Source organism: Microbispora sp. GKU 823 (assembly GCF_002027145.1).
Lineage (GTDB): Bacteria > Actinomycetota > Actinomycetes > Streptosporangiales > Streptosporangiaceae > Microbispora > Microbispora siamensis.
Genome location: NZ_MWJN01000052.1, coordinates 1 through 23,938 on the forward strand (window position 1 = coordinate 1; position 23,938 = coordinate 23,938).

Below are 23,938 nucleotides of genomic sequence, written 5' to 3' on the forward strand. Positions count from 1 at the left end.
CCGTCGTGACGTGCGGTTCGGAGGTCGTGGTCACGCGGCGCCGCCCGAGGCAGGGGAGCTTCCGGCGCCGGTCGCGGCGCTGGTGGAGCGGCCGGTGGACGGGCCTTCGGCGTCGGAGGCCGCCCGCGCCGTCCCCGCCGCCGGGGGAGCCGGGATCGTCCCGTCGCGCAGGCGCCGGTCGTGCCGCACGAGCACGCGGGCGCACAGCGCCAGCAGGGCGGCGGTGACGGCCAGCAGCCCCCATACCCAGCTTCCGCCGCCCGTACCGGTCGTCCCCGTGCTGGTCGTCCCCATGCTGGTCGTCCCCGTGCCGGGGTTCGCCGTGCCGGGCGCGGGAGTGGCCGCCGGCGCGGTGGCCGTCCCGGGGGCCGCGCCCCCGCCCGTCACGCTGAACTTCACGGCGCCGGTGACCGGGTGGCCGTCGTTCGACACGATGCGGTAGCCGATCGCGTACGCCCCCGCGGGGGTGCCGGTCCGTACGCCGATGGAGACGTTCCTGCCGTCCACCGTGATCTCGCCCTGCTCGTAGTGGGCGCCGTCGGGTCCGGTGACGGCGATGCGCGCGAAGTCGCGGCGTACGGCCTGGTCGAAGGTGAGCGTCACGGAGGCGGGCATGGCGTCGAGGACCGCGCCGTCCTTGGGATCGCTGGCGACGAGCACGTCGTGGGCCCGTGCGGGCGTCGCGACCAGCATCACCGACAGCAGGGCCAGCAGCGGCACGGCGAGCAGCCGCAGACGGCCACGCGGCGGGACGGCGCGCACCCGCGGGCGGTTACGCGGCGGGACGGTGCGCGCGACCGCCGGGGGCGGGGCGGTCCGTCCGGCCGTTCGCCGACCGCCGCCCGTGGCTGGGGCGTCGTTGCACATCCGGGCGACCTGGTCCACCTGCCTTGCCTTCCTTTTCGCCGGGCGCCGACCCAGCCATGGTCCCATTGATCGCGGCCCGCGCACGCCGCGCGGCGAACCGGCGACGGCAGCGGATCGTGCCGTGATGATCGGTTCCGGTGATGTGCCGGGCGGCGTACGCATTCTCCTGATTAGGTGGACGACGGGCCGGATCCGGCGTTCGGCCCCGTATTCGGCCCCGTATTCGGCCCCGTATTCGGCACCGTGCGTCCGTCGTGACGACCGCCGCGAAGGAGGAGCTCATCATGACCCCCCAGCCGACCGTAGGCGGATCCGAGCGGAGCGAGGCGCCGGTGCGGCGCTCGCCGTGGCTGACGATCGTCGTCATCTACGTCGCAGGAGTCGTGGCGGCGATGAGCTACGGCAAGTTCTCCGCGGTCGGGCCGTCGATGGCCGACGAGCTCGGGCTGTCGCTGTCGCAACTGGGCTGGGCGATCTCGGCGGTGGTCGGGGTGGGCGCCGTCGCCGGGCTGCCCGCCGGATATCTGGTCCGCCGGTTCGGCGCGGGCAGGTCGCTGGTCGCCGCATTGGCGTTGATGGTGGCGGCGAGCGCGCTGAGCGCGGCCGCGGGGAGTTTCGGCTGGTTGCTGGCCGCCCGGATCGTCGAAGGCGTCGGCTATCTCGTGGTCACCATCGCCTGCCCGGCCCTGGTCCTCCAACTCGCCGAGGAACGGGACCGGGGGGTCGCCCTGTCCGTCTGGGCGACGTTCGTCCCGGTGGGCATCGGCGTGAGCACCCTCGTGGGCGGTGCCGCCGGCGAGGCCCTCGGCTGGCGCGGCTGGGTGCTGCTGATCGCGGGGCTGACGCTGCTGATGGCGGTGGCCGTCCGGATGCGGCTGCCGCGGACGTCCGTCTCCGGCGCGGCCGCCGGGCCCGTGCCCGGCGCGCGGGCGCTGGCGTGGCCCGCGCTGCTCACCGTGTCCTTCTGCCTGATGGTGATGGTGACGATGCCGGTGGTCGTGCTGCTGCCCACGCTCCTGATCGACGAGCACGCGAGCTCCGCCGGGGCCGCAGGGGCCCTGACCTCGGCGATCTCGTTCGTCGGCGTCCTCGGCGGGGTGTCCGTGGGCGTCCTGCTCCGCCGGGGCGTGCCGCTCGCCGTGCTCGCCGTGACCGGGCTGCTGGTCGTGCCGGCCGCCTGGCTCGTCTACGGCGCCGGGGCTCCGCTGGCCGCCGCGGCGACCGGCGCGGGGATCGTCTCCCTGGAGAACGGCCTGCTGGGCGCCTTCGCCTTCGCCGCCCTGCCCTTCGTGCTCGAGCGCCTCGACCACGCCGACGTGGGCACCGGAATGGTGGCCCAGATGGGCAGTCTGGGCGCGCTCGTCGGCCCCCCGCTGTTCGGCCTCGTGGCCGGGGCCTCCGGGTTCGGGGCCGTCGTGCCGGTCATCGCCGCCGGGATGCTGGCCTCGGTCGGCGGGATGCTGCTGGTGACCAGGAACGTCGCCCGCCGTTCCCGGGGCCTCGCCGCTGAATGAGAGGCGCGACGCCCGGCGGTCTCTCGACTTGTGATCGGCTGAGACCGCCGGGCGCCGGCTCCGGGCCGTACCGGTGTCACCGGCCGGGACGGCCCGGAGGCTGTGCCGTACGTCCGGGCGAGCCGCCGCGGGACGTGCGGGCGAGGAGGTGGGTCAGAGCTTGGTCCAGAGGGCGGCGACGTTCGGCGGCTCCCAGCCCGCCAGGGCGGTGTGCGGCTGCCGGCACTGGTAGACCGCGCCGCCGTAGGTCACCCGGTCACCCGCCGCGTACGCCGTGCCGGCCGCCCAGGCGGGGTAGCCGCCGGGGCTCGCCGACGGCGAAACCGACGGCGAGGTGGACGGCGAGGTGGACGGCGAGGCCGAAGGTGAGGCGGACGGCGATGCGCTTGGGGACGGGCTGGGAGACCTGCTGGGGGAAGCGCTGGGAGACGCGGACGGCGAGGCCGAGGGTGAGGCCGAGGGCGAGGCGGACGCGCAGGGTCCCTGGTCCAGCCACACCTGGGCGTTGCCGGGCGTCTCGCCCTGGGTCCACCACTGCGCCTTCCAGGTGTGACCGGCGTACGAGACGAGGTTGCCGCCCGTGTAGACGGTCGTGGACGACCACGCGGGGGCCGTGCACGTCCCCGCCGAAGGAGACGCGCTGGGCGACGCCGACGGGGAGCCGGACGGGGAAGCCGAGGGAGACGCGGTCACGCCGCCCCTGGCGAGGTCCTGCGTGATGCCGTACGTCGCGCCGCCGAAGGAGACCGTCCAGTTCGAGGGGGTCGAGGTGGGCAGGTAGTAGACGAAGGCGACGTCCACGGAGGCGCCCGGCGCGAGGGCCTGCCAGCTCGGCAGCTTCAGCGACACCCGGTTGTAGTCGCCCTTCAGGCCGCCGACGTTGTTGGACGCGGTGTGGTCCCTGCGGATGATCGTGGAGCCGAAGCCCGACTGGTCGGCCGCGTTGCCCGGGGCCGAGGTCGCGTAGTCGAACTGGAACTCCGTTCCGCCCGGCAGCGTCACGCCCGAGTTGTTGGTGATGTGGATCTTCGGGTTGATCGGGTAGTTGTTGTCGCCCAGGGCGAAGTCGCGGAACTCCACCGAGACGTCCAGCTTCTGCGCCGGGATCGGGGTGGTCGCCCGCACGTTCCCGTACGGCGTGGCGGCCTTGAACTTGTCGTACATGAGCGTGGTCAGCGTGGTGCCGGGCTCGTACTGGCCCTTGGCGGAGTTCCAGCCGTAGTCGCCGGCCAGTTCCCAGATCATCGTGCCGCCGATGCCCCTGGAGATCACGTAGTCGGCCTTGGCCGCCACCGACTGGTCGTCCTCGGTGGACAGGAACACCTTCTTGGTGGAGTTCCACAGCCAGGGGGCGGTCAGCGTCGAGTCGTAGTAGCGGGCGTAGGTGCCGGTCAGCGACGTGTCGGTGACGCCGTAGGAGGCCAGGTAGTCGCCGAGGATGCCCTTCTCGAGGTTCTTGGCGTGCCACATCGGGTTGGAGCCCGCCGGGGACTCCTTGCCGTTGTCGTCGAGGTCGTGCCACAGGTTGTCGATGCCGACCGCGCCGTCGCCGCAGCTCGTGAGGCCGGAGCCGGCCGGGCAGGTGGTCGCGGGGGCGGTGCCCCACAGGCCGTTCGTGCCGCCCTGCACGTTCTTGAACCCCCGCGTGTAGTACGGCAGGCCGATGTTGATCCGGCCCGGCTGCATCGCCCCGCGGAAGTAGTGGTAGGCCCAGTCGGTGTTGAGGTAGCCGATGCCGCCGTACTGCCCGGCCCCGTACACGCCGGCGGCGGCGAGCTCGCCGTCCTTGCCGTCGTCGAAGAGGTAGGCGTTGGGGCCGACGTACTTGTTCCACGCGCCGTGCAGGTCGTACGACATGATGTTGACGTAGTCGAGGTACTGCGTGACCTGGTAGGTCTCCATGCCGCGCAGCAGCCAGCCGGACGCGGGCGCGGCGACGGTCAGCATGTAGTACTTCCCGTCGGCGGCGGAGGCGCGGTCCAGCTTCTCGCGCAGCGTCTTCATCAGCGCGACGTAGCCCTTCATCAGGGTGCCGCGCTTGCCGTTGGCGATCGGCCAGTCGAGCGGGTTGCCCGCGTCGTTGTTCGACGTCGGGTACTCGTAGTCGATGTCCACGCCGTTGAAGCCGTACGTGCGCAGGAACGACACGACCGAGTCGGCGAAGGCGTCGATGCCGGCCTGGGTCGACGTCATCGTGTAGAAGCCGCCGCTCGCCTGCCGCTTGCCGGCGTCGTCGATGTATCCGCCGGTCTCGGCCCAGCCGCCGACGCTGACGAGCGTCTTGGTGTTCGGGAACTGCTTCTTGAACTTGTTGAGCAGGTTGAAGTGGCCCTTGTAGGAGTAGGCCGGGTCCATCTCGGCCCCGGCGACGCCCGGCCAGGTCATGCCGATGGCCGGGTTCCTGTCCGTGTTCGACCCGACGGAGATCTTGTTGTCCGGCCCCACATGGGCGAACGCGTAGTTGATGTGGGTGACCTTGCCCCAGGGGATGTCACCGGCGAGGTAGCGGGTCTGGCCGTTGGAGCCGTCGCGCCAGCCGGTGAAGTAGCCGATGATGCGGCGGGGGTGGTCGGCGCCCATCTTCTCCCGGCCCTCGGTGTCGTAGGCCAGGCAGTAGGGGACCTCCACACCGGGCGTCCGGTAGAGCCCGTCGGGCCGGCACGCCTCGTCGCCGGCCGCCGCTCCGGCGGTGCCGCCGGTCGCGGCCAGTGCCACGGCGCCGGCGGCGAACGCGATGCAGACCGCGGAAGCGGTCCGCGCTAACGATGATCTCAACAGGCGCACAGCCATACCTCCGACAGGCGAAGTGCCGATCCTCCACACCCCACCCCCCAGGGGTTGATCGGAACGTAAGCCGCCGGAACAGCCGCGTCAATGCTTTCTATTAAGAAACTTTCCTTTTAATCAGCCCTTAAGGCGAGCTTGATCAGGCCAGCAGCCAGCCGTACAGCCAGGCGAGCAGCACGAGGCCGGTCAGGGCGGGGACGATCTTCGCGGCGGCAGCGTTCAGCCGGAACGCCTCGACGATCGACAGCCCGGTGGAGACGAGGGCCAGCAGGCCATACCAGGCCAGGGCGTGCGGCACCCCGATCGCGAGCGTGGTCCAGTCCCGGATCCCCGACAGGCTGAGGGCCGACAGCGCGCCCAGCGCGACGCCCGCCAGGCCCGCGAGCGCGCTCAGCCCGCCGCCGCGCCTGCGCACCAGGGAGACCAGCCCCGCGACGAGCTGGACGGCCGACACGAGCAGGAAGACCGCGGGGACGGCCAGCGGGATCGGCGACCGGGACAGCCGGTAGACCGAGGACGTGAGGAGCAGGTCGCCCGGACGCACGACCGGGTACGGCGCGGCGCCGGGGTCGCACGGGCGGCCGTCGCGGCCGGGTCGTCGAGGAACGCGGCGATCATCTGACGGCTGCAGGCGCTCCGACAGGAAGACGGCGTGCCCGACCCGGCGAACTCGGCGAACCGCGCGCCCGGCACCGCCGACACCGCCTGACGCGCGGCCTCCGGCGGTGTGGTGGGGTCGTACTGGCCACCGAGGACCAGTATCGGCGGCGCCGCCCCCTCCCGACGACGCCGTCTGGGTTACCGACGCGTGCGGGGTCAGGAGGTCGGCGTCGGCCCGCGCGGCCGGCAGGCCCCAGGCGTCGCAGACCGCCGCGTCGACGACCCCGGTGAACAGCCGGGGGCCCCGCGAGCCGGGGAAGGAGTTGTACGGCGCCTCGTCCTGGCACTGGACGGCGTAGTACAGGCCCCACTCGTGCGAGGTCAGCCCGTCGCCGGCCGCGTCGACCAGGGGTTGCAGCAGTTCGGTGCGCCCGGCGGCCAGCCCGTCCACGAGGGCCGGCACGATCGGGATCACGTCGGTCTCGTGCAGCGCCTCGCCGAGGATCGTCGCCACGTCGTCCCCGTTGAGCTGCACAGTCAGCCGCTTGTGGGTGAGCGGGTCCCGGGTCTCGTACGTCGCTGGGTGCGCGTCGAGCGCCTTGACCATGGCGTCGAACCGGGCCGCGACGCCCAGCTTGGTCGTCGTCGCCGAGAGCGCGGCGGACGCCTTGTCGTACCAGCGGGAGCCCGCGGGAAGCAGGGAGTCCAGCACGACCCCCCGGGTGCCCTGCGGGTCGCGCGCCGCCGCCAGCAGCATGGGGCGGGTGGAGTAGCTGACGCCGAACAGGTACCACCGCGGGTAGCCGAGCGCGGTCCGCAGGTCCACGACGTCGGCCGCGATCTCGGCGGTCCGGTAGCCGCGCAGGTCGACGTGCTCGGCCTCCAGGCGCGACTGGCAGGCCAGCGCCTGCCGGGCGAGCGGGGTGGTCTCGGCCGACGCGGGTCCGGGCGTGCGCAGGGTGTCCACGACCCCGCGGACGATCTCGGGGCAGCTCAGCCTGGGCTCGGAGTAGCGCCCGCCGCGCTGTTCGAGCACGACCACGTCGCGGCCGGGGAACATCTGGCTGAGGAACCCGGTGAGCTGGAGCGAGGCCGATCCCGGCCCGCCGCTCATGTAGACGACCGGGTCGGCCGCCTGCCCCGAGGCCTGTGACGCCCGGTGCACCGCGTAGCCGACCTTGATCGTCCTGCTGTTGGGGACGTCACGCCGCTCGGGGGCGAGGAGGTAGCCGCAGGTCGTGCCGGACGGTACGGCGACCGGGCACGGGTGCTCCTCGACGGACCCTTCCGCCGCCTCGGCCGCCCGCTCGGGGGAGACCGCCGACGCCGGGCCGGTCACCGCGTGCCCCGCGCCCGGCACCGTCCCGGACCATGCTGTCCCGGCCGGCACCGTCCCGGACCACGTTGTTCCGGCCCGTACCGTCCCGGCCCCGTCGCGGACCGGCGCCGCGAGGGCCGCCGACCCGGAACCTCCCAGAAGCACGAGCGCCGCGGCGAATGCCGTGACGGCCGCTCCACGCGAACTCCGCAACCGTCAGCCCCGTCCCGCGAACCCGGCGATATCCGCAGAAACCTTAGCGTGTTCGTCGGTCATCCCGCCCCCATTCGTCCATGCGCTCCCATTTTGGACGATCATGGGATCGGTCCCGGTTTCACCGGGGCCGTGCGGTGCTCTCCCGGACCACGAGGTCGGTGGACAGCTCGACGCGGCGGGCCTCGGTGTTCTCGCCCCGGCCCATGGCCAGCACCATCCGCGCGGCCAGCGCGGCCATCTCCTCCAGGGGCTGGCGCACGGTGGTCAGCGGCGGCCACGCGGACCGGGACAGCGGCAGGTCGTCGAAGCCGACCACGCTGAGGTCCTCGGGCACCCGCAGGCCCCGCTGCCGGGCCGCCTCGAACACGCCGAACGCCTGCATGTCGCTGCCGGCGAAGATGGCGGTCGGAGGGTTGTCGAGCGAGAGCAGCGCGTGACCGGCGTCGTGGCCCGAGTTGACGAGGAAGTCGCCGTACCGGATGAGCTCCGGGTCGATGGACACCCCGGCCGTCTCCAGCGCGGCGCGGTAGCCGTCGATCCTGGCCCGGCTGCACAGCATGTCGGGCGGGCCGCCGATCATGCCGATCCGGGTGTGGCCGAGGTCGAGAAGGTGGCGCGTGGCCGCGAGGCCGCCGTGCCAGTTGGTCGCGCCGACCGACGCCACGCCGGGCGGCGGCTCGCCCTCGGGATCGACGACGACGAACGGGATCGAGCGGGCGCTGAGCTGGCCCTGCTGCCGCACCGAGAGCCGGGAGCTGACGATGATCACACCGTCCGTGCGCCGCGCCGCGATGCGCTCCAGCCAGTCACGGCCGGGGCCCGCGTGGGTGTGCAGCACGGAGATCACCACGCTCGCGGCGGCCTCGTGCGCCGCCTGCTCGGCCCCGCGCACCAGCTCCATGGCCCACGGGCTCTCGATCTCGGCGAAAACCAGGTCCAGTAAACCGACCGGGCCGTCGCCCTGCCCCGTCCTACGCTGGTATCCGTGCTTCTGCAGGAGGCGCTCCACCCGCTGACGGGTCTCCGGCGCCACCTCGGGACGGCCGTTGATCACCTTGGACACGGTCGGAACGGAGACTCCGGCCTCCTCCGCTATCTGGGCGATGGTCACCCGCCTCTTCACTGGCATGAAGCAGATCGTAGCCGAAAGTTTCGGTAGACCTGAACCGGTTCCTCCTGATGAGACGCCAGACGGCCGTGATCAAGCCGCGAGCGCCCTTGACGCTCAACCTCAGCTTTACTTATCCTCCGGACCACGAAACATTCGGATGCTCGCCGAAACTTTCAGCGCGACCGTCAACAGCGGGTAGCGAGGAGGAGGCGGGGGCCGTCGCCCTCCGGCCACGCCGCCGGTACCGAGGATTGAGGAGAATCGATGACGCTGCTGCGCGTGTCCGGATCCCGGCTGGTAGACGAGGCGGGCGACCCGGTCAGGCTGCGGGGGGTCGGCCTGGGCGGTTGGCTCAACATGGAGAACTTCATCACCGGCTACCCGGCCGACGAGTCCTCGATGCGCGCGGCGGTGCGGGAGGTGCTCGGCGAGGAACGCTACGAGTTGTTCTTCGACCGCTTCCTGACCTCGTTCTTCACCGAGGCCGACGCCGACCTGCTGCGGGACATGGGCGTCAACTGCGTGCGCATCCCGGTGAACTACCACCACTTCGAGGCGGACGACCGGCCGATGGAGATCATCGAGCGTGGTTTCCGCCACCTCGACCGGGTTATCGACCTGCTGGGGGAGCGCGGCGTCTACAGCGTCATCGACCTGCACGCGCTTCCGGGGGCTCAGAACCAGCACTGGCACTCCGACAACCCCACCCACGTCGCCTCCTTCTGGCAGCACCGGCACTTCCAGGACCGGGCGGTTCACCTTTGGGAGGCGATGGCCGACCACTACAAGGACAACCCGTGGGTGGCGGGCTACAACCCGATCAACGAGCCGGCCGACTCGAGCGGCCAGGTGGTCGGGCCCTTCTACGACCGTCTGGTCAAGGCGCTGCGCGCCGTCGACCCCGCTCACGTGCTGTTCCTCGACGGGAACACCTACTCGACCGACTTCTCGGTGTTCCGCGAGGTCTACGAGAACACCGTGTTCGTCTGCCATGACTACGCGCTGGCCGGATTCGCCCACGGCGGGCCGTACCCCGGGTACACCCGCGGCGAGTGGTGTGACCGCGACGAACTCGAGCGCGCCTTCGCCCGCCGCACCGCCTTCCAGCGGGAGACCGGCACGCCGATCTGGGTCGGCGAGTTCGGGCCCGTCTACACCGGCGACCCCTCCGTGGACGAGCAGCGCTACCAGATCCTGCGCGACCAGCTGGAGATCTTCGACGCGTACGAGGCCGGCTGGTCCATCTGGACGTACAAGGACGTCGGTCTCCAGGGCCTGGTCTGCGCGGGCATGCCCTACATGGAGCGGTTCGAGCCGTTCATGGCGAAGAAGAAGCGGCTCGGCGCCGACCGGTGGGGCTCGACGATGGAGGAGACGGCGAGCGAGCTCGCGCCGCTGCACCGGCTGATCGACACGGAGTTCCCTTCCTGGGACCCTTACCCGTGGGGCGCCCGCTACCAGACCGACGACCTCATCCGGCACATCCTGATCGCCCAGGCGCTGCTCCCCGAGTACGCCGAGCTGTTCCGCGGGCTGGACGACGACGAACTGCTCGCGCTCGCCGACTCCTTCGCCCTGTCCAACTGCACTCGGCGCGAGCCCCTGATCCGGCTTCTCGCCGACAACCTGGCCGCGCGCTAGCGCGGCACGAGGAGACCCCCCGATGCGCAGCCTCCGTTCCCGGGCGGCCGCGGCGATCCTGCGTTCGCTTGCAGTACGGCCCGCTGCCGCGGCGTCCTGTGCCTGTTCGCGGGACTGCCGGTGGTCGCGGCGAGTGCGGCACCCGCCGACGCCGCGGCCGTGCAGGTCGCGAAGTACGACTTCGAAGACGGCACCACCCAGGGATGGGGGCCCAGAGGCGACGGGGTCGAGGTCGGCGCGACCTCCGACGCCGCGCACTCGGGGTCGCGCTCCCTGCTCACCTCCGGCCGCACCGCCACCTGGCACGGGGCGTCCATCAGCCCGCCCTTCCAGAAGGGCGTCACGTACCAGGTCACGGCGTACGCCCGGATGGTGAGCGGGGAGCCGTCGAGCACGATCGCGCTGACCGTGCAGCGCACGCCCGACGGCGGCGACACCACCTACGAACGCGTGGCCGCCGCCACCGTGACCGACGGCGGCTGGGCCGAGCTGTCGGGCACCTACTCCTTCGGCGCCGACTCCACCGGCCTGCAGCTCTACGCCGAGAGCTCCGAGGCCACCGCGAAGTACTACATCGACGACATCGTCATCACCTCCGACACCGACCCCGCGCGCTCGGGCCTGAGCACCGACTTCGAGACCGGCACGGCCCAGGGCTGGTCGCCGCGCGCCTCGGCGTCCCTGACGGCGAGCACGGAGGCCGCGCACGGCGGCTCCCGCAGCCTCGCGGTGACCGGCCGCTCGGCCTCCTGGGACGGCCCGGCGATCAGCGTGCTCGGCAAGATGGCCAAGGGGTCGAAGTACACCCTGTCGGCCTGGGTGCGCCTGGGCCCGGACACGACCGCGGGCGGTCTCGGCCTGTCGATCGAGCGCCGGACGAACGGCACCCCCAGCTACGAGCGGGTGGCCGCGCCGAAGGCCGTCCCCGAAGGACAGTGGGTGCAGCTCACCGGCACCTACACGCTCGCGTACGACGTGGACTTCCTCAGCGTCTACGTCGAGTCCGACACCGGCACGTTCCCGTTCTACCTGGACGACTTCACGCTGACGTACGTCGAGCCCAAGCCGATCCAGACCGACATCCCCTCGCTCAAGGACGAGGTGCCGTTCACGCTGGGCGCGGCCGTCGCCCGCGCGCAGACGCTCGGCGAACACGGCGACCTGCTGCTCAAGCACTTCGGCGGGGTCACCCCCGGCAACGACCTGAAGTGGGACGCGACCGAGCCGCGTGAGGGCGAGTTCACCTTCGCCGAGGGCGACTACCTGGTGAACTACGCCGTCCAGCACGGCCTCACCTTCCGCGGGCACACGCTCGCCTGGCACAGCCAGACGCCCGACTGGGTGTTCAAGGACGGCGACCGCGACCTCACCTCCTCGCCCGAGGACAAGGCGCTGCTGCTCAAGCGGCTGGAGAACCACGTGAAGACGCTGGTCGGCCGCTACAAGGGCAAGATCGCGGTCTGGGACGTGGTCAACGAGGTCGTGGACGAGAACCAGCCCGACGGCCTGCGCCGGTCGAAGTGGTTCCAGATCACCGGCCTCGACTTCATCCGCACGGCCTTCCGCGTCGCGCACGAGACCGACCCGGCCGCCGAGCTGTTCATCAACGACTACAACACCGAGTTCCCGCGCAAGCGGCAGGCGCTGTACGACCTGGTGAAGAAGCTGAGGGCCGAGGGTGTGCCGATCGACGGCGTCGGCCACCAGCTCCACCTCAACATCGAGCAGCCGCCGGCTTCCGAGGTCGAGGCCACCATCGAGCAGTTCGCCACGCTCGGGGTGGACCAGCAGATCACCGAGCTGGACGTGAGCGTCTACCCCGACTTCGTCTCCACCTACGACGAGGTGCCGGCCGAGGTGCTCGCCGAGCAGGGCTACCGCTACAAGGAGCTGTTCGACGTCTTCCGCAGGCACAAGGCGCAGATCAGCTCGGTCACCGTATGGGGCCTGGCCGACGACGCCACCTGGCTGTCGACCTTCCCGATCACCCGGCTGAACGCCCCGCTGCTCTTCGACGACGAGCTCCAGGCCAAGCCGGCGTACTGGGGCGTCGTGGACCCGGCGAAGCTGCCGCCGCTGGTGCGCAGACTGGAGGCCCCCGCCGCGACGCCGAAGGTGGACGGCGGTCGCGACCTCGAATGGGACCTGCTGCCCGACGCCCCGATCGCCCGCGTCGGCGACGTGTCCGCCGGGTTCCAGGCCCGCTCGTCGGCCAGGTGGCTGTACGTCCTGGCCGAGGTGCGCGACCCGAGCGACGACCGGGGCGACCGGGTCGCGTTCACCGTGGGCGGTACGCCGTACGCCGTCCGGCGCGACGGCGGCCACCCGCGCGGCGTCGACGCGGCCGTGAGGAAGACGGCCGGCGGCTACCGGGTGGAGGCGCGGCTCCCGATCGGGACCGACGTCGCCGTGGCGGTCGCCGACGCCTCCGGCGGCTCGCAGACCTTCTGGACCGGGAAGGTCACCGCCACGCCCGCGGTGAAGCTGGCCACCGCGCCGGGCCGCCGGCCGGTGGTCGACGGCACCGTCGACCGGGTCTGGGCGGCGGCGCCGGAGATCCGCACCGCCACCTGGATCCAGGGCACGTCGGGGGCGACCGCGCGGGCCCGGGCGATGTGGAGCGGCGACACGCTGTACCTGCTGGCGCAGGTCGCCGACCCCACGCTCAGCGAGCAGTCGGCCAACCCGTGGGAGCAGGACTCCGTCGAGTTCTTCGTCGACCCCGGCAACGGCAAGACCAGGGGCTACGGCGACGACGACGGCCAGTATCGGATCAGCTTCTCCGGGAGGACGTCGGCCGGAGGCCCGCTCGACCCCGCCGCCATCGCGGGCAACCTGACGGCCGCCGCCAAGGTCGTCCCCGGCGGCTACGTGGTCGAGGCCGCCGTCAAGCTGCCCACGATCACGCTGCGGGACGGCACGCTGCTCGGCTTCGACGTCCAGGTCAACGACGCCACAGGGGCCGCCAGGACCGGCGCGGTGACCTGGAACGACGCCACCGGGCAGGGATACCGGGACACGAGCCACTGGGGCGTGCTCCAACTGCGTCACTGAACTGCGTCACTGAACTGTGCCACTGAACTGTGCCACTCAACTCCGGCACCGGCCCGGCGAAGGGGCCCAGCGGAGAGGACCAGTGCAGGGGCCTGGCGCAGGGAGGCCCCGCGCTGGAAGGCTCTGCGCTGGAAAGCCCCGCGCTGGAAGGCGCGCCGCGTGTCCGTGCCGGACGGCCCGGTTCCCCACCTGGGGAACCGGGCCCGTCACGTTCGAGGAAGGGACGAATGATCGACGGAGTCGACGGCTGGGAGTACCGGAACCCGGTCATCCCCGGGTTCCACCCCGATCCATCGGTCTGCCGGGTGGGCGAGGACTACTACCTGGTGACCTCCAGCTTCGAGTGGTTCCCCGGTGTGCCGATCTTCCACAGCCGCGACCTGGTCAACTGGCGGCAGCTCGGCCACGTGCTCGACCGCCCGTCCAGCTCGACCTGGACGGCATGCGGCCCTCGGGCGGCGTCTACGCCGCCACCATCCGCCATCACGACGGTGTCTTCCACGTCGTCACCACGCTGGTGGACGGGCGGGGCAACTTCGTCGTCACCGCCACCGACCCCGCGGGCCCCTGGAGCGAACCCCGATGGCTGCCGGGAACCCGCGGCATCGACCCCTCGCTGCTGTTCGACGACGGCCGGGTCTGGCTCACCGGCACCAGGGAGAAGGACGCGCCCCGCTATCCCGGCGAGACCGAGGTCTACCTCCTGGAGCTCGACCCGTCCACACTGGAGCCGCGCGGCGAGGAGCGGGTCGTCTGGGAGGCCGCCCAGCGGGGCGCCGTGTGGTCCGAGGGCCCGCACCTGTACAAGATCGGCGGCAGGTACTACCTGCTGACCTCGGAGGGCGGCACGTCGTACGACCACGCGGTCGTGGTCGCCAGGGCCGACCACGTGACCGGGCCGTACGAGCCGAACCCGCGCAACCCGATCCTCACCCACCGGCATCTCGGTCTCGGCCACCCCATCGCCTGCACGGGCCACGCGGACCTGATGGAGACCCAGGACGGCGAGTGGTGGATGGTGCTGCTGGCCACCCGCCCGTACGGCACCCCCGGCGACCTGGGCGCCGGCAACGTGAGAGGCGACAACCTGGGCAGGGAGACGTTCCTCACCCGGGTCTCCTGGGAGGACGGCTGGCCGGTCGCCGAGCAGGTCGGGTCCGTGGCCGCGGGGCCGGCGCTGCCCGAGCACCGCTGGCCCGCCGTCCCCGCCTGCGACCACTTCGACGCCGACCGGCTCTCACCCGTCTGGAACCACCTGCGCACCCCGCGCACGCCCTACTGGAGCCTGGGCGACAGCCGCCTGCGGCTGCGGCTGCGGCCGGAGACGCTGGCCCAGCGGGTCAACCCGAGCCTGGTGGCCCGCAGACAGCAGCACATGGACTTCGCCGTCCACGCCGCGCTCGACTTCATGCCCGCGGCCGGGGAGTGCGCCGGTCTCGCCCTGGTGCAGAACGACGACCACCACGTGCTGCTCGTGCGGACCGTGCGCGGCCTCGAACTCGTCCGCAGGAGGGCGGGCTGGGACGACCTGCTCGCCTCCGTGCGGGTGCCCGGCCAGCGGCGGCTGTATCTCGGAGTCGAGGCGCGCGGGCAGGCCTACCAGGCCAGGTACGCCGTGGCGCCGGGGGAGTGGACCGACCTCGGCGACCCGGTGGACGGCAGGATCCTCAGCAGCGCCGTGGCCGGCGGCTTCACCGGGGCCTACGTCGGCATGTACGCCAGCTCCAACGGCCGCCCGAGCTCCAACGTGGCCGCGTTCGACTGGTTCGAGTACCTGCCGCTCAGCCCGTGACTCACTGGACGATGCGGCGGAAGGCGGAGCCGGCCGCCCGCACCGCCAGGGCGGGCGAGAGCCGTACGGCCCGCCAGGTGGCGCGGGCGGACGCCGGCGCGACGATGAGCGCCTGGTTCCTGGCCACGCCGCGCAGCACGTCGCGGGCGAGCGACTCGACGGGATACAGGCGGCCCTGGGCCCGCACGGCCGTCGTGCGGGCGCGCAGGCCGATCTCGGTCTGCGGCAGCCCGGGGTTGGCGTTGTCCAGCAGCGGGGTGTCGGTGAACCCGGGGCAGACCACGCTGACCCTCACGCCGTGTGCCGCCGCCTCGGCCCGTAGCGCGAGCGACAGCCCGACGACGGCGTGCTTGGTCGCCGTGTACGGCAGCATCATGGGCGCGGGGGTCAGCCCGGCCAGCGACGCGGTGTTGACGATGTGCCCGTAGCCCTGCTCGATCATGAGCGGGTACGCCGCGTGCACCCCGTGGACCACCCCGCGCAGGTTCACGTCGATGGTCCGGTTCCAGTGGTCGAGCGTGAACTCCTCGGCACGGCCGCCCACCGCGATTCCGGCGTTGTTGAACAGGAAGTCGAGCCGCCCGTGCTCGGCCGCCACACCGGTGACCAGTTCCCGCACCGCCTCCGCGTCGGAGACGTCGCACACGACGCCCGCGCAGCCGAGGTCCTTGGCGGCGTCCTCGGCCCCCCGGACGTCGGCGATCGTGACGTGGACGCCGCGCCGTACGAGCTCGGCGGCGACGGCCCGCCCGATCCCCGACGCCCCGCCCGTGACGACGGCGGTCTTCCTCACGAGTTTCCCCTCGCTTGAGCCTTAGGCTCATCCCAGATGCCCATCGCCCGCCACAAACGGCGGCTGACCGGGTTCATCATGCCCAGATCGGCGCAAAGCTCTCTCGTCCTGGACACCGAGTCGCGGGTCTGCGCGGCCGTCTCGGGGTTGTCGACGTAGACCTCGCGCACGACGTCGTCCGGGATCCGGAACGCCCTGATCATCGAGCCGGGCGGGGACAGCATGATCCGCGCCATCAGGCCGATGATCAACGGCGTGAGCACACTCAGCGCGAAGCGGCGGTGGCGCGGCATGCGCGGCACCCGCCGGCGCAGGTAGTGACGGGCGAAGGAGATGTGCCGCGCCTCCTCCGCCACGTGGATGCGCATGATGGTCTCCTCGAGCGGATGCCGGATGCGCCCGCTCTTGAGCGTCGTGCGCTGCACGTGGTCGATCGGGTCCTCGCCGCCCAGCACGAAGACGAAGAACAGCTCGGTGGAGATCAGCGGAATCCACGGCACCACCTGGGCGAGCAGGCTGAGCGGGCCGGGCATGCCGCGAATGGGGAGCTTCGTGCGGTTCACGAACTCCTGGAACATCATCCCGTGATGGCCCTCTTCGATCGTCTCGTGGTAGACGTACCGGAACTCGGGAGAGCCGTTCGGCAGCCGGTAGGCGTAGTTGAGCAGCCCGCGCTTGAGCAGGTTCTCGAACTGCAGCCCGATCTTCATGGCGGTCGCGACCCGCCAGAGCCCGATGCGCGCCCTGACCTCCGGTGACCGGCTCCGGTACCAGGGATGGCCGCCCAGCCGGTCGGCCGGCGGCAGTTCCCACCGCGGGTCGGCCTGGTCCACGTGGAACTCCGGGTCGTCCCAGGGGATGTCGACGTACGGCTCCCAGTGCTTGTCGACCGAGGCCTTCGACAGGCGTTCGATGACGGCCTCGTACGCGCTCCGGGCGGCGACGTGCTCGTCCTTCTCCCTGTTCGCGGTGGTCTTCGGCGCGGCGGACATGCGGCCTCCCTTCCGGCGCCGCAATTGTACGACTCATCCAATAACTCGGGAAGGGGGCCGCCACGACGCGACTCGGCGGATTTCCCGGCCGGCAAGATTTCCGCGCGGTACAGTTCGGCGAGGTCACCCGTGTGTGGCCTTCTTGAACGGCCCTCCCTCACCTACTGTCGAAGCGAGGGGACGGCGAATTGGGAGCCCGCGTGCGTGAGACCTGCGACGTCGTGATCATCGGTGGTGGCGTGATCGGCTGCGCGATCGCGCACCGGCTGGCCGCGCGGGGCACGAGCGTGGTGCTCGTGGACGCCGGGCAGCGCCTCGGGCTCGGCGCCTCCGACGGCGCGATGGGCGGCATCCTGACTCAGACGGAGCCCTCCTGCCTCGGCCCGCTCAGCAGCGTCATCAAGAGCAGCCGCGACATCTACCCGGACTGGCTTGAGGAGATCCGCGACGCCTCGGGCGTCGAGGTCCCGGTGCTGGACGGCGGCGACATCCAGGTCGCGCTTGACGAGGCCGAGATGGAGCGCCTGGAGTCCAAGGTGCTGCCGCAGTGGAAGAACTCGCCGTTCGCCGTCGAGCGGCTGACGGCGGCCGACGCCAGGAGCCTCGAACCGCTGCTGAGCGAGCGCGTCGTCGGCGGGTTCCTGCTGCCGGAGGAGCTCGCGCTCGACCCGCGGGTGCTCATGGCCGCCCTGTCGGGAGCCGTGCTGTCGGGTCGTACGCCGATCCGGGTGCTGAACGCGGTGCGCGCCACCGACCTGCGGACCGGGCCGGGCGGCGTCGAGGTGGACCTCCACGACGGCCGCCGGGTGTCCGCGGAGCAGGCCGTCGTCGCGGCCGGCCACCTGAGCGGGGTCTTCCTGCCCCGCCACCGCGCCCACCTGTTCCCCATCAAGGGCGTGGCCTTCGACGTCCGTCCGCCCGGGGCCGTCACCTACCCGCTGCGCCACCACATCTTCGCGGAGATCAGGCAGGACGGCCGGGAGTACTACCCCTATCTCGTCCCGCGCCACGACGGCAGGGTGGCCGTCGGCGTCACGTACGAGGAGAACGTGGGCGACGTGACGGTGACCGCCGCGGCGGTCGAGGAGATCCGGCGGGGCGTCGCAGCGCTCATGCCCAGAGCGGCCACCTGGCCGATCGGCCGGCGCTGGGCCGGACTGCGGCCGGGCAGCGCCGACCACATGCCCATCCTCGGCCACGTGGACGACCACGGCCGGGTCGTGGCGGCCACCGGCCACAGCGGCCTCGGGGTCACGCTCGCCCCCGTCACGGCGGAGCTGGTGGCGGCCCTGGTCCGCGGGACCGCCGGCCCCCGGGAGAAGGAACTGCTCGCCGTCTGCCGGCCCGACCGCCCCTTCCCTCCCGCGCCGCTCCCGCCTACGCCGCCGGTGTCGCCGCCTCCCACAGTTCGCTGAACCGCTCGGCCCGCTCCCGCACCCTCTCCTGGTCCTGGACGAGGATCGTGCTGTGGATCACCGGGGCGATGCCGTCGCCGACCTGCGGGGCGGGGTTGGACTCGTAGTAGACGACCCCGTCGAACAGGATGAAGTCCGACAGCGAGCCGCGCAGCAGGGGCGGCGCGTCGGTGAGGAGGAGCGTGCGCACCTCGATCCCGACCGTGGTCTGCCACTTCCACACCCGGCGGAACGTCTCGGAGTCGAGCCGCTCGGAACGGTCCACTACGAACACCCGGCGCACCCGCGCCCCGCGCTGGACGAGGTCGCGCTGGAGCTTGACGTAGCGCTGCCCGAGGTCGGTGTGCCAGAAGCCGCCCTCGAACTCGGTGTCGCGGGCGTCCACGCTGGTCAGGCTGATCGCGTCGAGACTGACCCGGGCGTTGCGCGCGAGCGCCAGCAGCCAGTCGCGGTCCTCGCCCTCGTACAGCGCGTACCTGCCGTCGGCCAGCTCGCCGAGGAACTTCGCCATCCGGGTGACCTCGTGGTGCACCAGGCTCTTGACGAGGTCGGGCATGTCGTCGCGGATCTTGGCGGCGTTCTGCACCAGCTCGGCCACACCCCTGGTCTCCAGCGCGGACATCTCCACGACGCCGAACAGCTTGCTCGCCTCGTTGATCTTGGAGAAGCTGTCGGCCACCAGATCGTGGGTCTTCGTGTGCTGCCTGCGCTGCTCCTGCAGCACGGTCTCGAGCTGGTCGTCCACGTCCGCGAGGAACTGCACGACGAAGGCGACGCCGCTGATGAAGGTCGCGAGCAGCAGGCTCCACAGGTCCTCGTTCGGCCCGTGGATGAGCGCGTTGCTCACGAGATAGCTCACGCCGCCCACGAGCACGTCACGAGGACCTTGCGCACGATCCTCGGGACGAGCGACGGGGAGGGCTCGGGTGCTGCTCCGGTCACGGTCACCTCCGTCCGGCTTCGGCGGTCGCGCTGAGCAGTGCCAGGGTGTTCATCGCGACCTGGTCGCGGACCCGGTCGACCAGGGAACGCCACTGCCGGGTGAACCCCGGCCGCCGCTCCAGGCTCTCCCAGAACGGCGTCAGCCACTCCTCGACCCGGGCGGCGGGCATCCACAGGTGCATGAGGTGGTCGATGGCGGGTGCCAGGCGGGCCACCGCCTGGGCCCCCGGCGTCGCGCCGATCCGCGCCCGCTCGACGATGACCAGTAGCGACGTCAGCAGCCAGTCGTGCGTCGCCAGGTCCTCGCACAGGTCGACCACGGCGGGGGTGAACGGGCCGGGATGCGTCAGGCGCAGCGTCCGCTCCTGCTCGGTGTGCAGGGTGAACCGGATCGACGGCTCGCCGGTTTCCGCCACCCACCGCAGGCTCGTCCGCGGGATCTTGAAGGGCGCCCGCCGGTCCAGCAGCGGGGACGCCTGGACGAGGTCGAGGAACCGGCCGCTGACGGCGCCCAGATCGAGACAGCCGGGCGCGGGGTCGCCGGTGAACCCTTCGGCGAGGTCGGACGCCTTCGCCTTCCCCAGGACCTCCACGACCCCGGGCCGGGACAGGTAGTGCGACCAGGGCAGCCTCCGGTCGGTCTCCGAGCGCACCACCCGGACGTACGACGACCCCTGGGCCACCCGGCCCCCGGTCACCGCGCAGCGGGACACGACCGTGCCGACGCCCCTGATCCGGGAGCGGGAGGCGGCGGGCAGCGCGCAGTCCACCCCGGTCAGCCGCTCGGGCGACAGCGCGTGGACGATGGGACGGCGGGAGACCCGCACGCTCTCCCCGGCCATGAGCCCCAGCACCTGACGGCACGTCGACTCGGAGATCTCCCCGGAGTTCTGCAGCAGCCCGGTCTGGACTTCCCCGATCACCAGCATCGGGCCCCTCAGACGAAGACGTAGGAGATGCGGTCGACGAGCTCCTCTTCGAGCCGGACTCCCTCGCTCTCGCTCCGGGTGGCGACCTGCCGCAGGACCTCGTCGTCCACCGCGACCTGGCTCAGGATCGTCCGTACGGCCAGCTCGACGGGCAGGAACCGGGGGGAGAGGACGGACAGCGTGGTGTACGCGCTGAACGGCGCGGCCTGGGGGTTGAGCCGGACGACCGCGGGCAGTCCGTCCCAGTCGCGGGGCCAGCCGCCGTCCAGGGCCACCGGAGGGAGCGGCACCCGGCCCTCGCTGCGCAGCAGCCCCAGCCGCAGGAGCTGCCAGACGGCCGCGAGGAAGGGGCACGACCAGGTGCGCCGCGGCCCCTTCTCGTCCCACAGCTCGACGTCCACGAAGATCGAGTGGCCGCGCTTGGCGTTCTGGGCGGGAGGCTCCCACGGCCGGGCCTTGCCCATCGCCTGCAGCGGCGCGGTGCGGGGCGAGCGGGAGCCGTTGCACAGCCAGCCCGTCTCCTTCACGGGCGGGCGCGACCCGTCGGTCTCCGGCGGCGGGTCGTCGACGAGCCGGTCCTCCACGAGCCGGGCCAGCTCGACACCGCCCGATTGGGCGCAGGCCGACTCGCGGGCCAGGTAGTCGATGGACAGGTCGTGCTCCGCCGCCGCCTCCAAGACCATCGGGACCAGTTCTGCGGGGGTGCTGAAGCGGCTGAAGTAGTCGTCCACCAGAAAGCAGGTGCTCACCCGGGCACGGCCCCCGGGCACCCGCTCCCGCCATAACGAGCGGACCGTGGCGAGCCACGGCGCGACCCTGCGGAACTGCTCGCGCAGCCGGTCCGGGCCCGCCTCGAAGTCCTCCATGTAGAGATGCCCGAGCTCGACGGACACATGGGAGAGGGGGACGGAGGCGATCCTGCGCTCGGCCGCCACCTCGCCGAACGTCGCGTGCACCGGCGTCACAGGCCCTCCCACGCGCTGTCGTCGACGATCTTCTTGGCGAGCTCGTCGAACGCGGCGGCGGTCTCCGCGTTGGCGATCTTGCTGGCGAGCACGTCCTCGTCGGTGATGAGCTGCTCGCGCCACTGGAGGACCGGGTCCAGGGGGATCTTGCCGAGCATGGCCGTACGGCCGACGCCGTGGCGGCCGGCCAGCTCGCGCAGCTCGCTGTCGCACGCGCTCAGCCAGGCCCGCTGCTCGTCGCGCAGCCCGACGAGCTCCGCCGCGTCCGGTTCGAGCACGGCCGTGCGCACGAAGCGGATGCGGTCGCGCAGGTCCTCCCGGTCGTGGCCGAACCTGCTGCCGACGTCGAGCAGCCCGTCGGCGCCGGCGACGAGCCCGTCGGCCGCGATGATGTGCTGGCGCGTCCAGCGGTGGAAGACCAGCCAGCGGAACGGGACCGCGGGCATCCGCACGGTCGCCGCCAGGACCAGCTCGGCGGTGAACGACCGGCCGGCGCTGACGTCGATCATGCACAGGTCGAACTCCTCCTCCAGCCGCCCGAACAGCTGGACGCAGCGGCCGACGATCTCGTCGGTGAGGGCCGACAGCTCGCCGCCGCCCTCGCTGCCCGGCAGCAGCACGAGCCGTCCCGCGCCGGGCGGGCGGGTGCGCAACCCTTCGCGGTCGGACTCGGCCCACACGTCCACCCGCCGCGGCTGCGGGCACTCGCCCCGCAGGTATTCGTGCAGGCCGTTCTCCGGGGTGCCGCGGGCCACCGCGCTGACGCTGAAGATCGCCCCGGCGGTCGGCGAGCCGAAGTCGAAGTCCAGATAGCAGACGTCGTTGCCTGCAGGGCGTGCCGGTACACGATGTTGGTGCCGGTGACCGAGCGCCCGGTCCCGCCCTTGTCCGAGATCGCGAAGACAAGCACCTAGATCGCCTCCGACGCGCTGTCGCGGGCGGCGGCCAGCCGTTCGAGGCCGAGCAGGGCGTCGTTGATCAGCGCCTGGGCGGTGGCGGGCCGGTCGCTGACGATCGCCCTGGCCCGCTGCAGCGACGCCTGGATCGAGCGCAGCTTGGGCTGGATCGTCTGCCCGCCCACCAGAGGCCGGGTGACCAGCTCCTGGTCCAGCAGGTGCTCGGCCTCCCCGAGCATCTGGAGGGCCAGCTCCACGAGCTGGGGGCTGCGCAGCGGCGGCTCCCCGCTGGACGCCGCCGCGGAGACGAGGAACTCGACGACCCGCTCGCTGAAGTACCAGGACGGCTCCTCGTCGCGCACCTGGATGTCGCTGAAGACGTTGCCCGGCTGGTCCCACAGGCCGGCGGCCGGGCCGTCCGTGTGGCGGCGCAGCATGATGTGCCGCCAGATCTGGTCGGCGAGGGCGAGCAGCCGCTCGCGCATCCGCGTGTTCTGCGCGATGGAGGCGGCCCAGATGGTCCGTTTGAGCAGCGTGATGGCGAAGTCGGAGACGACCCACACGAGGTGGGGGCCGAGCACGTCGCTGCCGTGCAGGTTGATCGGGACGCCGGGGGAGTGCATCAGCACGGGCGGGTCGCCCGGCACCGCCCTGCGGATGATCCTGGCGCGGACGGCCAGCTCCTCCAGCACGGCGGCGACCCGGCCGAGGTCCACGTCGGCCGCCCGGTTGTTGACCAGGCTCTGCACCACCATGGCGGTGACGCCGAGGCTGTAGTAGTCCGACTCCTTCTCGTCGACCGTCCGCCAGGGGATGTCCTCCAGCGGCCAGGTGCCCCGTCCGTACGTCGCGATGGTGCGCCAGTAGGACTGGGTGAGGTCCCAGCGGCGCTGGATGGCCTGGGCGAGGGTGATCTGGTCGTCGTTGAGCAGGCTCAGGACGCGGGTGCGGGCGGAGAACAGGTCGGCGATGCCGACGAGGGCGTTGACGGTGAAGTACAGGAACGGCGTGTCGGCGGCCACGCCCTTGGGCTGGGGGCCGATGTCGAGCGGCGTGACGATGTCGGGGGCGTCCTTCACGATGCCCCACGTCCAGCCGCACTCGAACAGCAGGTTCTCGTTGTCGAGGTCCACCTGGCTGCCCGAGCCGATCGTCAGGTCGCGCAGGCCGGCCCGCACCGGCCGCAGCTCGCGCCGCAGGTCGTCGAGCACGCGGCGGACGGGTGCGCCGGTCTGGTTCACCGTGCGCAGCAGCGCGCGGCCCGCCGTGGAGCCGGGGTCGAACGCGTTGACCGTGAAGCTGCGCAGCAGGCCCGCCATCGCGGCCGACAGCCGTTTGCTGGCCAGGTCCTCCAGCTCGCGGATCTCGCGGCGGATGGACTCGCGCCGCACGCTCTGCCGGAAGACCTTCAGGAAGCCGAGTGTGCCGAGCGCGAGCGTGACCGACATGGAGAAGGAGTCGACCACGTCGAGCTGGAGCTGCTCGGGCGTGACCTTCGTCTCGTCGTCCACCGAGCGGAAGTAGCTGCCTCCGGAGAACAGCGGGCGGCCGTCGTCGGCGGTGTACGTGCGCAGGTACTGCCCGATGACCTTGAGCAGGAGCTTGGGGATCTCCACGGAGTCGCCGAGGACGGCCAGCGCGGCCAGCACGTCGTCGGCCGTCTCGTCCGGCGTGTCCAGGCGGAAGCCCGGCAGTTCCGAGGCCGGATACATGAAGCAGAGAAGCTGCTCCGCGTCGGAGATGGAGTTCGACCCGTCCCGGCCGCCCCACGCCCAGACGCCGTCCCGGTAGGAGGCGCGCGCGGCCGCCTCCCACAGCTCCAGGAGCTGCTGTCGCGGCTGGAGTTTCATTTGGGCCCTCTCTGCGCTGCGCCGTCTTCCGTGCCCTCTCCGTGCTGCCGTCGCGAAGAAAGGCACGCTCGTGTGGCCGGGCGGGACCGAGGCCGGGGTCCCCAGACCCTCCCTAGGGGTTTCCTTTTCCGACTCAGGTGGAGACGGAACCACCACAACCCTTATACCATTGGATTCCAGCTTCGTCGCCTGGACCATCTGTGGTATTTCGTGCACCGCCTGGTTGTCGTGATTGGAGAGATACCACAGAGAAAAA

Annotated in this window: 15 protein-coding genes and 3 pseudogenes; 6 read left to right on the forward strand and 12 right to left on the reverse strand. The window is 71.9% G+C overall.

The window, feature by feature from the left end:
- Nucleotides 1-30 precede the first annotated feature (30 nt).
- Entirely contained in the window at nt 31-762 is a 732-nt protein-coding gene (locus B1L11_RS25290; RefSeq protein ID WP_179155312.1) for a copper resistance CopC family protein, read from the reverse strand.
- 389 nt (nt 763-1,151) lie between these two features.
- Here B1L11_RS25290 and B1L11_RS25295 point away from each other — a divergent pair, with 389 nt between their 5' ends.
- Nucleotides 1,152-2,381, forward strand: coding sequence for an MFS transporter (locus B1L11_RS25295; protein WP_143737524.1), 1,230 nt, complete (start codon nt 1,152-1,154; stop codon nt 2,379-2,381).
- A 153-nt stretch (nt 2,382-2,534) separates the two neighbouring features.
- On the opposite strand, the gene B1L11_RS25300 is transcribed toward B1L11_RS25295, so the two are convergent.
- The 4 genes and pseudogenes from B1L11_RS25300 to B1L11_RS25315 form a co-directional block, all read right to left on the reverse strand.
- Nucleotides 2,535-5,165, reverse strand: a complete 2,631-nt coding sequence (locus B1L11_RS25300; protein ID WP_306291711.1) for a chitinase C-terminal domain-containing protein — start codon at nt 5,163-5,165, stop codon at nt 2,535-2,537.
- 393 nt (nt 5,166-5,558) lie between these two features.
- Complete coding sequence (locus B1L11_RS55125; protein ID WP_372974722.1) at nt 5,559-5,930, reverse strand: alpha/beta hydrolase; 372 nt, start codon at nt 5,928-5,930, stop codon at nt 5,559-5,561.
- A gap of 547 nt (nt 5,931-6,477) precedes the next feature.
- A pseudogene (locus B1L11_RS55130) lies at nt 6,478-6,882 on the reverse strand (alpha/beta fold hydrolase); the annotation flags it as partial.
- A gap of 538 nt (nt 6,883-7,420) precedes the next feature.
- Entirely contained in the window at nt 7,421-8,431 is a 1,011-nt protein-coding gene (locus tag B1L11_RS25315; protein WP_079316791.1) for a LacI family DNA-binding transcriptional regulator, read from the reverse strand.
- 246 nt (nt 8,432-8,677) lie between these two features.
- On the opposite strand from B1L11_RS25315, the gene B1L11_RS25320 reads away from it, so the two are divergent.
- From B1L11_RS25320 to B1L11_RS48585, 4 genes and pseudogenes are all read left to right on the forward strand, one after another.
- Entirely contained in the window at nt 8,678-10,054 is a 1,377-nt protein-coding gene (locus tag B1L11_RS25320; protein ID WP_079316792.1) for a glycoside hydrolase family 5 protein, read from the forward strand.
- Nucleotides 10,055-10,174: 120 nt separating this feature from the next.
- Entirely contained in the window at nt 10,175-13,108 is a 2,934-nt protein-coding gene (locus tag B1L11_RS25325) for an endo-1,4-beta-xylanase (RefSeq protein ID WP_079316793.1), read from the forward strand.
- Between the two features lie 227 nt (nt 13,109-13,335).
- A pseudogene (locus tag B1L11_RS51890) lies at nt 13,336-13,482 on the forward strand (family 43 glycosylhydrolase); the annotation flags it as partial.
- A gap of 68 nt (nt 13,483-13,550) precedes the next feature.
- Nucleotides 13,551-14,900, forward strand: coding sequence for a glycoside hydrolase family 43 protein (locus B1L11_RS48585; RefSeq protein WP_256862871.1), 1,350 nt, complete (start codon nt 13,551-13,553; stop codon nt 14,898-14,900).
- A 1-nt stretch (nt 14,901) separates the two neighbouring features.
- On the opposite strand, the gene B1L11_RS25335 is transcribed toward B1L11_RS48585, so the two are convergent.
- Nucleotides 14,902-15,693, reverse strand: coding sequence for an SDR family oxidoreductase (locus B1L11_RS25335; protein ID WP_079316794.1), 792 nt, complete (start codon nt 15,691-15,693; stop codon nt 14,902-14,904).
- The gene (locus B1L11_RS25340) at nt 15,690-16,685 is read right to left on the reverse strand and encodes a diiron oxygenase (protein WP_079316795.1); all 996 of its coding nucleotides are present in this window, start codon (nt 16,683-16,685) and stop codon (nt 15,690-15,692) included. The genes B1L11_RS25335 and B1L11_RS25340 overlap by 4 nt, the downstream gene beginning before the upstream one ends.
- Before the next feature lie 200 nt (nt 16,686-16,885).
- On the opposite strand from B1L11_RS25340, the gene B1L11_RS25345 reads away from it, so the two are divergent.
- The gene (locus B1L11_RS25345; protein ID WP_179155313.1) at nt 16,886-18,100 is read left to right on the forward strand and encodes an FAD-binding oxidoreductase; all 1,215 of its coding nucleotides are present in this window, start codon (nt 16,886-16,888) and stop codon (nt 18,098-18,100) included.
- Here the strand turns inward: B1L11_RS25345 and B1L11_RS25350 are convergent.
- From B1L11_RS25350 to B1L11_RS25370, 5 genes and pseudogenes are all read right to left on the reverse strand, one after another.
- Nucleotides 18,063-18,959 carry a hypothetical protein gene (locus B1L11_RS25350; protein WP_218671291.1) on the reverse strand — a complete coding sequence of 299 codons (897 nt, stop codon included), beginning with the start codon at nt 18,957-18,959 and terminating at the stop codon, nt 18,063-18,065. The two genes, B1L11_RS25345 and B1L11_RS25350, sit on opposite strands and share 38 nt — an antisense overlap.
- 85 nt (nt 18,960-19,044) lie before the next feature.
- On the reverse strand, nt 19,045-19,971 hold the full coding sequence (locus B1L11_RS25355; protein WP_079316798.1) for an SCO2521 family protein: 927 nt from the start codon (nt 19,969-19,971) through the stop codon (nt 19,045-19,047).
- Nucleotides 19,972-19,979: 8 nt separating this feature from the next.
- A complete protein-coding gene (locus B1L11_RS25360; RefSeq protein WP_143737526.1) occupies nt 19,980-20,936 on the reverse strand; it encodes an SCO2522 family protein in 957 nt (318 codons plus the stop codon).
- A pseudogene (locus tag B1L11_RS25365) lies at nt 20,933-21,754 on the reverse strand (SCO2523 family variant P-loop protein); the annotation flags it as partial. The gene B1L11_RS25360 and the pseudogene B1L11_RS25365, both read right to left, overlap by 4 nt.
- 92 nt (nt 21,755-21,846) lie before the next feature.
- Nucleotides 21,847-23,682, reverse strand: a complete 1,836-nt coding sequence (locus tag B1L11_RS25370; protein ID WP_079316799.1) for an SCO2524 family protein — start codon at nt 23,680-23,682, stop codon at nt 21,847-21,849.
- Between the last annotated feature and the right edge of the window lie 256 nt (nt 23,683-23,938).